Annotated in this window: 9 protein-coding genes; all 9 read left to right on the plus strand. The window is 40.4% G+C overall.

Annotated features, from left to right (window positions below):
• Window positions 1-83: 83 nt before the first annotated feature.
• Entirely contained in the window at window positions 84-1,505 is a 1,422-nt protein-coding gene (locus tag HF876_RS12435; RefSeq protein ID WP_169360375.1) for an anthranilate synthase component I family protein, read from the plus strand.
• A complete protein-coding gene (gene pabA / locus HF876_RS12440; RefSeq protein ID WP_169360376.1) occupies window positions 1,502-2,089 on the plus strand; it encodes an aminodeoxychorismate/anthranilate synthase component II in 588 nt (195 codons plus the stop codon). Before HF876_RS12435 ends, pabA begins: the two co-directional genes overlap by 4 nt.
• Complete coding sequence (pabC, locus tag HF876_RS12445) at window positions 2,090-2,929, plus strand: aminodeoxychorismate lyase (RefSeq protein ID WP_169360377.1); 840 nt, start codon at window positions 2,090-2,092, stop codon at window positions 2,927-2,929.
• Window position 2,930: 1 nt separating this feature from the next.
• Complete coding sequence (gene folP / locus HF876_RS12450) at window positions 2,931-3,788, plus strand: dihydropteroate synthase (RefSeq protein WP_169360378.1); 858 nt, start codon at window positions 2,931-2,933, stop codon at window positions 3,786-3,788.
• Window positions 3,789-3,791: 3 nt separating this feature from the next.
• On the plus strand, window positions 3,792-4,157 hold the full coding sequence (folB, locus tag HF876_RS12455) for a dihydroneopterin aldolase (protein ID WP_169360379.1): 366 nt from the start codon (window positions 3,792-3,794) through the stop codon (window positions 4,155-4,157).
• Window positions 4,151-4,672: a 2-amino-4-hydroxy-6-hydroxymethyldihydropteridine diphosphokinase gene (folK, locus tag HF876_RS12460; protein WP_169360387.1), complete on the plus strand. Its 522-nt coding sequence runs from the start codon at window positions 4,151-4,153 to the stop codon at window positions 4,670-4,672. Before folB ends, folK begins: the two co-directional genes overlap by 7 nt.
• Window positions 4,624-4,848 carry a helix-turn-helix domain-containing protein gene (locus tag HF876_RS12465; RefSeq protein ID WP_169360380.1) on the plus strand — a complete coding sequence of 75 codons (225 nt, stop codon included), beginning with the start codon at window positions 4,624-4,626 and terminating at the stop codon, window positions 4,846-4,848. Before folK ends, HF876_RS12465 begins: the two co-directional genes overlap by 49 nt.
• Window positions 4,845-5,870 carry a tRNA dihydrouridine synthase DusB gene (gene dusB / locus HF876_RS12470; RefSeq protein ID WP_169360381.1) on the plus strand — a complete coding sequence of 342 codons (1,026 nt, stop codon included), beginning with the start codon at window positions 4,845-4,847 and terminating at the stop codon, window positions 5,868-5,870. Before HF876_RS12465 ends, dusB begins: the two co-directional genes overlap by 4 nt.
• A 159-nt stretch (window positions 5,871-6,029) precedes the next feature.
• Window positions 6,030-7,520: a lysine--tRNA ligase gene (lysS, locus tag HF876_RS12475; protein ID WP_169360382.1), complete on the plus strand. Its 1,491-nt coding sequence runs from the start codon at window positions 6,030-6,032 to the stop codon at window positions 7,518-7,520.
• The last annotated feature ends 361 nt before the right edge of the window (window positions 7,521-7,881 follow it).

Consider the following 7,881-nt stretch of genomic DNA (forward strand, 5'->3'; position numbering starts at 1 on the left):
GAGTTTGTTTACTTCCTCTCTTTTTTGTGGCAAAAAGTAACAGTTTCACGTTAAGATGAAGTCAGATTGTTTTTAGGGGGGAAATGAAAATAGTGGGATTACATCTTCATACACATTCATTCCAAATGTCTAAAGAGGCATTTTTTTATGGATATAGAGAGCTTACCAAAAACGAAACACATCATCTGTTCTTAGAGAGTGGGAGAGGCGGTCATATTTCTGTAGCGGCCTGGAATCCATTAGCTACTATTAGGTCTGAGGAGAAGGGTATCCATGTTAAGTGGAGAGAAGGAGGGGAGGAATCTATAGAGGGCGAACCCTTAGATGAGCTCGAGCGTCTCATTGCAAACTATAAGATTTCTTACGATAACAGCCTTCCTGATTTTCAAGGGGGAGCAGCTGGATTTATTAGCTACGATTATGCTAGAAAGATAGAAGTGCTACCAACCCATTCAGAAGATGATTTGCATATACCGGATATATACTTTTATCTATTAGATAGCTGGGCTGTGTTGGATGTGGAGACTGAAACAGTAACATTGATGAAGCTCTCTAGCAGTAGTGAGGATTTAGAGGAAATGGAAGAGCGATACAAACAGGCAGCCGATCAGGGCATATCCTCTAGAATCTTCTTGCCAGGAGCTGCAATGGAAGTTCAAGAGGATTCATCGGAGCTATATGTGTCGATGAGTTCAGAGGAATTTGAAGAAGCTACGCTAAAAATTCAAGAATATATTGCTCAAGGAGACGTTTTCCAAGTTAACTTATCAGTCCGTCAATCTAAAGAGTTAAAAGCATCTGCCATTGAAATGTATGAGGCATTGCGTACCTTCAACCCTTCTCCTTATATGGCATATATACAGTCACCGGAGTTTACTGTCGTATCAGGATCTCCTGAGCTATTAGTAAAGAAAAAGGGGCTGGAGCTATCTACAAGACCCATCGCTGGTACAAGGCCAAGAGGGAAAGACGAGGCAGAAGATCTTTTATTGGCCAATGAGCTAATTGAAAATGAAAAAGAGCGTGCTGAGCACGTCATGCTTGTAGATCTGGAGAGGAACGACTTAGGGCGTGTTTCAGCTTATGGCACAGTGGAAGTAAATGAGTTTATGGTGATTGAGCGTTATTCCCATGTCATGCATATTGTTTCAAATGTTAAGGGGCAGCTACGCCAAGGGGCGACAAATGCAGAAATAGTTAGAGCAATGTTCCCAGGTGGAACCATTACTGGAGCACCAAAAATAAGAACCATGGAAATCATAGATGAGTTAGAGCCTGTTCGAAGAGGACTATATACAGGTTCTATAGGATGGCTTGGATATACCGGGGATATAGAGCTTAATATCGTTATACGGACTGCATTTATACAAGATAGAATGGCTCATATCCAAGCAGGAGCAGGTATAGTAATTGACTCAAAGCCTAGTGCAGAATATAAAGAGTCCATAAACAAAGCAAAGGCTTTATGGCAGGCAAAGGCTATGGCGGAAGGAGCAAGCAAATGATTCTAATGATTGATAACTATGATTCCTTTACTTACAATTTAGTACAATATATCGGAGAGTGTGGGGTAGAGATAAAGGTTGTTCGTAATGATGAGCTTTCAATAGAAGACATCGAACAATTATCACCACAAGTTATAGTTGTTTCTCCAGGTCCCTGTACCCCGAACGAGGCAGGTATCAGCTTAGAAGTAATCACCTATTTCGCCGGGAAAATACCTTTACTAGGGGTTTGTTTGGGACACCAATCCATTGGCCAAGCGTTTGGGGGGAATGTAATTCGTGCAGAACGACTGATGCATGGGAAAACGTCTCCGGTCTTTCATGATGGTAAAGGTGTTAATAAGAATATGCCTAACCCGTTCCTTGCTACTCGCTATCATTCTTTAATAGTAGAGAGGGGCTCACTTCCAGACAATCTCGAAATTACATCCTGGACAGCGGAGGGAGAAATAATGGGAATACGCCATAAGGATTTTCCAGTAGAGGGTGTACAGTTCCACCCGGAGTCTATCATGACGGAGGAAGGAAAAAAACTAATCCAAAACTTTGTGCATGACCACTGCTATGCTAAGGAGCTATCCTAAATGGAGGCTTGGAAGAATGGGCAATTATATAAAGCTAGTGAATTAACGGTATCAGCCTATGATCATGGCTTCTTATATGGCCTTGGCTTTTTCGAAACGTTTCGTACTTACAATGGCAACGTATTTTTATGGGATGAGCATTGGTTGAGACTCACAGAGGCACTGGCCGATTTTCGTATAGACTTGCCATATGACAAGCAGGCCATTTTGGAGGCTGTGAATTTATTAACAGAAGCGAATAAAGGGGAAGACGGGTATTTTCGTTTAAACGTTAGTGCAGGTATTCATGATCTGGGATTACAGCCAAACAATTATCAGGAACCAACCGTTATTTTATATCGAAAGCCCCTTCCTCCGATGATACGTGGTAAAGAGAAGTCGGCAGTATGGTTAAAGACTGTCAGAAATACTCCAGAGAGCAGCATTCGTCATAAATCCCACCACTTTGCAAACAATGTTCAAGCTAGGCTTGAACTAGACTCACTAGCTGTTCAGGAAGGGATTTTTATAAATGCCTCAGGTTATGTGGCAGAAGGTATTACTTCAAATGTCTTTTGGGTAAATGGCGGGAAAGTATATACTCCCTCTGTTGAGACTGGAATATTAAATGGAACGACGAGAAAATGGATTTTAAAAAATTGTACAAGCGATATAGAAGAAGGTTTTTACACAAAGAATCATTTAGAATCTGCGGAAGAGGTTTTTATAACAAACGCAGTTCAGGAGCTGGTTCCGATTAAAAGTATTGGCGGGAAACAGTTTTTAGGAAATCTCGGTCCTGTTTACAAAGAGCTCCACAAACAATATGTTGCGTGTATTCAGGGAAAAAGGAGAGCATAACATGAATTTAAAACATAATTTACAAACATTTAAAGCTGGAGGAGTTACTCTAGATTTTCGAAATGAAACGATTATAATGGGCATTCTTAATGTTACACCGGATTCCTTTTCGGATGGTGGAAGGTTCAACGAGATAGAGCAGGCTGTCGGTAGAGCAAAACAAATGGTAGCCGAAGGAGCAAAAATAATAGATGTTGGGGGAGAGTCCACTAGACCAGGATACACGCCAATATCTGATGAAGAAGAAATTGCACGTGTTGTGCCGGTCATTCAAGCTATTAGCCGACAAGTGGATGCAATCATTTCTATTGATACGTATAAATCAGCTGTAGCTAGAGCAGCTATAGAGGCCGGGGCGCACATCATTAATGATATTTGGGGAGCTAAGAAAGATCCGGAGATTGCCAATGTGGCAGCCGAATTCAATGTCCCAATTATACTCATGCACAATCGAGATGGTGAGGACTATGTAGATCTTTGGATAGAGGCGAAGAAGGATTTAGAAGAAAGCATCCATATTGCCAGGACAGCAGGTGTACCTCATGAAAATATTTGGTTAGACCCAGGTATAGGATTTGCAAAATCTCATGATCAAAATATTTTAATGATGCAGCATTTAGCTGACCTCGTGGATATGGGCTACCCAGTATTGTTGGCTACTTCCCGTAAACGTATGATTGGTAATGTATTAAATTTGCCAGTGGACGAACGTATGGAGGGTACTGGAGCGACAGTATGCTATGGTGTCCAGCTTGGCTGTCATATAGTGAGAGTTCATGATGTCAAGGAGATGGCAAGAATGACGAAAATGATGGATGCTTTATTAGGTAAAGGCATCGAGATGAAAGCGGAGGCTTAACAGATGGACTATATACATTTAAATGATTTAGAATTTTACGGATTTCATGGGGCACTTCCAGAGGAAACAAAGCTCGGGCAAATTTTTAAAGTAACGGTGACTCTTGCCTGTGACTTAAAAAAAGCCGGGGAAACAGATAATTTAGACGAGACGGTTAACTATGCTGAGGTGTTTGAGCTTTGTAAGGAGATCGTGGAGGGAAAACCCTACTTGTTAATAGAAGCTGTTGCGGAAAGAATTGCTTCTCGAATACTGGAGCAGTATAAGGAAAAAGTAAGTGGATGCCGAATACATCTAGTAAAACCAAACCCTCCTATAGTAGGCCACTACACTTCGGTAGCTGTTGATATAACGAGGGGTATATTATGAACGTAGCATACATTTCCTTAGGATCGAATATAGGGAATCGATTAGAATTTTTACAAGAAGCAGTTGGTTTATTGAAGGAGACACAACAGATAGAGTTTCTGAAGGTGTCGTCGGTCTACGAGACAGCTCCAGTCGGTTACGTGGACCAAGCGGCATTTTTAAATATAGTTGTAGAACTGAAGACTTTATTTACTCCACATGAATTATTAGGAAAATGCAATGAAATAGAGGACTTACTGGGGAGAAAGAGAATAGTTCGCTGGGGTCCAAGAACAGTAGACCTTGACATTTTGTTGTATAATGAAGAAAATATGAAAACAGAAGACCTCATTATTCCTCATCCTAGGATGGCGGAAAGAGGCTTCGTGCTTGTTCCGCTTATGGAGTTAAATCCTAATATAATCGATCCGCGGACAAAACAAGCTTTTTCGAATTTAGTGCATGACCAGAAAGAGGGCGTCCATTTATGGAGAAAGTTCGATGGGGTCGACGCATTCGTGCATTTCGAAGGTTAAAGATGATCAAGCAAGTCGAGCTTGCAAAAGAAATGGATATGTCTGTGTCTATACTTGGGAAAATTGAACAAGGTAAGCGAGCTCCAACCGAAGCACAGTTGGAAAAGATTGCTGCCATACTTGATATAAAGCTAGAAGAATTAAAAGGAGAAATAGAGGCAGGTGAAGATAAATGACAAATGCACCGACTAAGCCATTTCAAATTGGTAACCATGTAATGGATAACCGGGTGGTTTTGGCACCTATGGCTGGTATTTGTAACTCAGCATTCCGTCTAACGGTTAAAGAGTTTGGAGCGGGACTTGTCTATGCAGAAATGATTAGCGATAAGGGAATTGTTCAAAAAAATGAAAGAACATTAAGCATGCTTTACATTGATGAACGTGAAAATCCATTGTCTTTGCAAATCTTTGGCGGAGAAAAAGAAACACTAGTAGCTGCAGCGCAATATGTTGATCAGCACACTTCAGCTGATATTATTGATATTAACATGGGTTGCCCAGTGAATAAGATTATAAAATGTGAGGCTGGGGCAAGATGGCTCTTAGACCCTAACAAGATATATGAGATGGTATCTGCAGTTGTAGATAATGTAAAAAAACCTGTAAGTGTAAAAATGCGTACAGGCTGGGATGAAGAACACTTATATATGGTAGAAAATGCACAAGCAGTCGAGCGTGCCGGTGGAGCAGCCGTTGCCGTTCACGGGCGCACTCGTGTACAAATGTATGAGGGGGAAGCAAACTGGGATCTAATACGACAAGTGAAAGAATCAGTTAATATTCCCGTCATCGGTAATGGGGACGTGAACACTCCACAAGATGCAAAACGTATGTTAGATGAAACAGGCGTCGATGGTGTAATGATCGGACGAGCAGCATTAGGTGATCCATGGATGATTTATCGTACAGTAGAATACCTTGAAACGGGACAGTTAAAGCCTGAACCTACTGCGCAAGAGAAGATTGACGTATGTTTACTGCATTTTGATCGTCTAACTGCTCTTAAGGGAGAGCGTATTGCGGTCCGGGAAATGCGTAAGCATGCAGCTTGGTATCTTAAAGGAATCCGTGGAAACGGGACGGCTAGAAATATGATTAACCAAACAGAAACTGCACAAGAGCTTAAGGATTACTTGCGCTTCTTTGCAGAAGAGTCTTTAAAGGAATATAATGAGGCTAGCACAATTCTTGCTTAATTTAGTGGGCTGTCACATCAAGTGACGGCTCTTTCCGTTTTTTATTTAGTCGTCAGGTCAGTGACAGAAATAAAAGATGAAGTAAACACTGAAATTGTGTACAATAAATGCAACGTAAAGGATACTTGCGAATAATAGATTGTAAAAGGAGTGAAGGAAATGTCTAACATGGAAGAATTAAATGATCAACTTTTGGTGAGACGCCAGAAGATGACTACGATACAAGAAAAAGGATTAGATCCATTTGGCGGAAAGTTTGAAAGAACTCATTTAAGTGATCAAGTTGTTTCTGAATTTGAAGAGTTCACAAAAGAGCAGTTAGAAGAAACGCCTCACGAAGTAATAATAGCTGGGCGAATCATGACGAAGCGTGGAAAAGGAAAAGCTGGGTTTGCGCATATACAAGACCTAGGCGGCCAAATTCAGATATATGTACGAAAAGATGCAATTGGTGAAGATGCTTACGAGCTATTTACTACAGCAGACTTAGGTGACATCGTAGGAGTTCGAGGTAAAGTATTTAGAACTCAGGTAGGTGAATTGTCAGTAAAAGCAACAGAGTTTACCTTCTTAACTAAATCCTTACGTCCAATGCCAGAGAAGTTCCACGGTTTAAAAGATGTTGAACAACGCTACCGTCAACGCTACTTAGATTTAATGACTAGTGCTGAAAGCAAAAACACTTTTATCACTAGAAGCCGTATTATTCAATCTATGCGTCGTTACTTAGATAGCCAAGGCTATTTAGAAGTAGAGACACCATTGTTACATACTGTGGCAGGGGGAGCAGCCGCTCGTCCGTTTATTACTCATCACAATGCATTAGATATGGAGCTTTATTTACGAATTGCAATTGAATTACACTTAAAGCGCCTAATTGTGGGCGGTTTAGAAAAGGTTTATGAAATAGGCCGTGTATTCCGTAATGAGGGTGTATCTACTCGTCATAATCCTGAATTTACAATGATTGAGTTATATGAGGCATACGCTGACTATAAAGACATCATGAATCTAACAGAAAATCTAGTAGCACATGTTGCTCAAGAAGTTCTTGGCTCTACTACAGTTATGTATGGAGATGATGAGATCAATCTTGCTCCTGGTTGGAGACGCTGGCATATGGCGGATGCAGTCAAAGAGACTTCAGGAGTTGATTTCTGGAAAGAGATGACGAAAGAAGAAGCTCATGCCTTGGCTAAAGAACATGGAGTAGAAGTAAAACCTTCTATGGAAGTGGGACATGTACTAAATGAATTCTTTGAACAAAAAGTAGAAGAAACTCTAGTACAACCAACATTTATCTATGGACATCCAGTGGAAGTTTCTCCACTTGCGAAGAAAAATCCAGAGGATGGACGTTTTACAGATCGCTTTGAGCTGTTTATTGTTCGTCGTGAGCATGCTAATGCTTTCACAGAGTTAAATGATCCTATCGATCAACGTAATCGCTTTGAAGCGCAATTAGAAGAGAAAGCTGCAGGAAACGATGAAGCACATGAAATGGATGAAGATTTCTTAGAGGCATTAGAATATGGAATGCCACCAACAGGTGGACTAGGAATTGGAATAGATCGTTTGGTAATGTTATTAACAAACTCCCCATCTATTCGCGATGTTTTATTATTCCCTACTATGCGTCATAGAGATTAAAGAGTTTAAGAAAGGGACACTACTACTAGTAGTGTCCCTTTCTATTTATACGACTATATATTGGGTGAGAATTATTTTAATTATTTTACTTTTAAAAAGCCCTTGTAAAAGGTGCTGGCAGGGTGGTATAGTAATCAAGTTCCCAATTTTACTTCTAAATCACACAAAAATAACTTGAAAAAAGTTGTTGACATTGAAAAGTAGATTTGGTAAGATAATAAAGTCGCCAAAACGAACGGCGCAATGAACATTGAAAACTGAACATGCAAAACGTTAAGACATATAGCATCAACAAGCTTCGGCTTGATTGACGCAAAACAATTTTTGACATCATTTAATGATGATGCCAGCAAAACAAAAT

The organism is Psychrobacillus sp. BL-248-WT-3 (assembly GCF_012843435.1).
Lineage (GTDB): Bacteria > Bacillota > Bacilli > Bacillales_A > Planococcaceae > Psychrobacillus.

Coding starts and splice junctions, on each gene's coding strand:
- HF876_RS12435 (WP_169360375.1), top strand. CDS start 84: ATGAAAATAGTGGGATTACATCTTCATACACATTCATTCCAAATGTCT.
- pabA (WP_169360376.1), top strand. CDS start 1,502: ATGATTCTAATGATTGATAACTATGATTCCTTTACTTACAATTTAGTA.
- pabC (WP_169360377.1), top strand. CDS start 2,090: ATGGAGGCTTGGAAGAATGGGCAATTATATAAAGCTAGTGAATTAACG.
- folP (WP_169360378.1), top strand. CDS start 2,931: ATGAATTTAAAACATAATTTACAAACATTTAAAGCTGGAGGAGTTACT.
- folB (WP_169360379.1), top strand. CDS start 3,792: ATGGACTATATACATTTAAATGATTTAGAATTTTACGGATTTCATGGG.
- HF876_RS12465 (WP_169360380.1), top strand. CDS start 4,624: ATGGAGAAAGTTCGATGGGGTCGACGCATTCGTGCATTTCGAAGGTTA.
- dusB (WP_169360381.1), top strand. CDS start 4,845: ATGACAAATGCACCGACTAAGCCATTTCAAATTGGTAACCATGTAATG.
- lysS (WP_169360382.1), top strand. CDS start 6,030: ATGTCTAACATGGAAGAATTAAATGATCAACTTTTGGTGAGACGCCAG.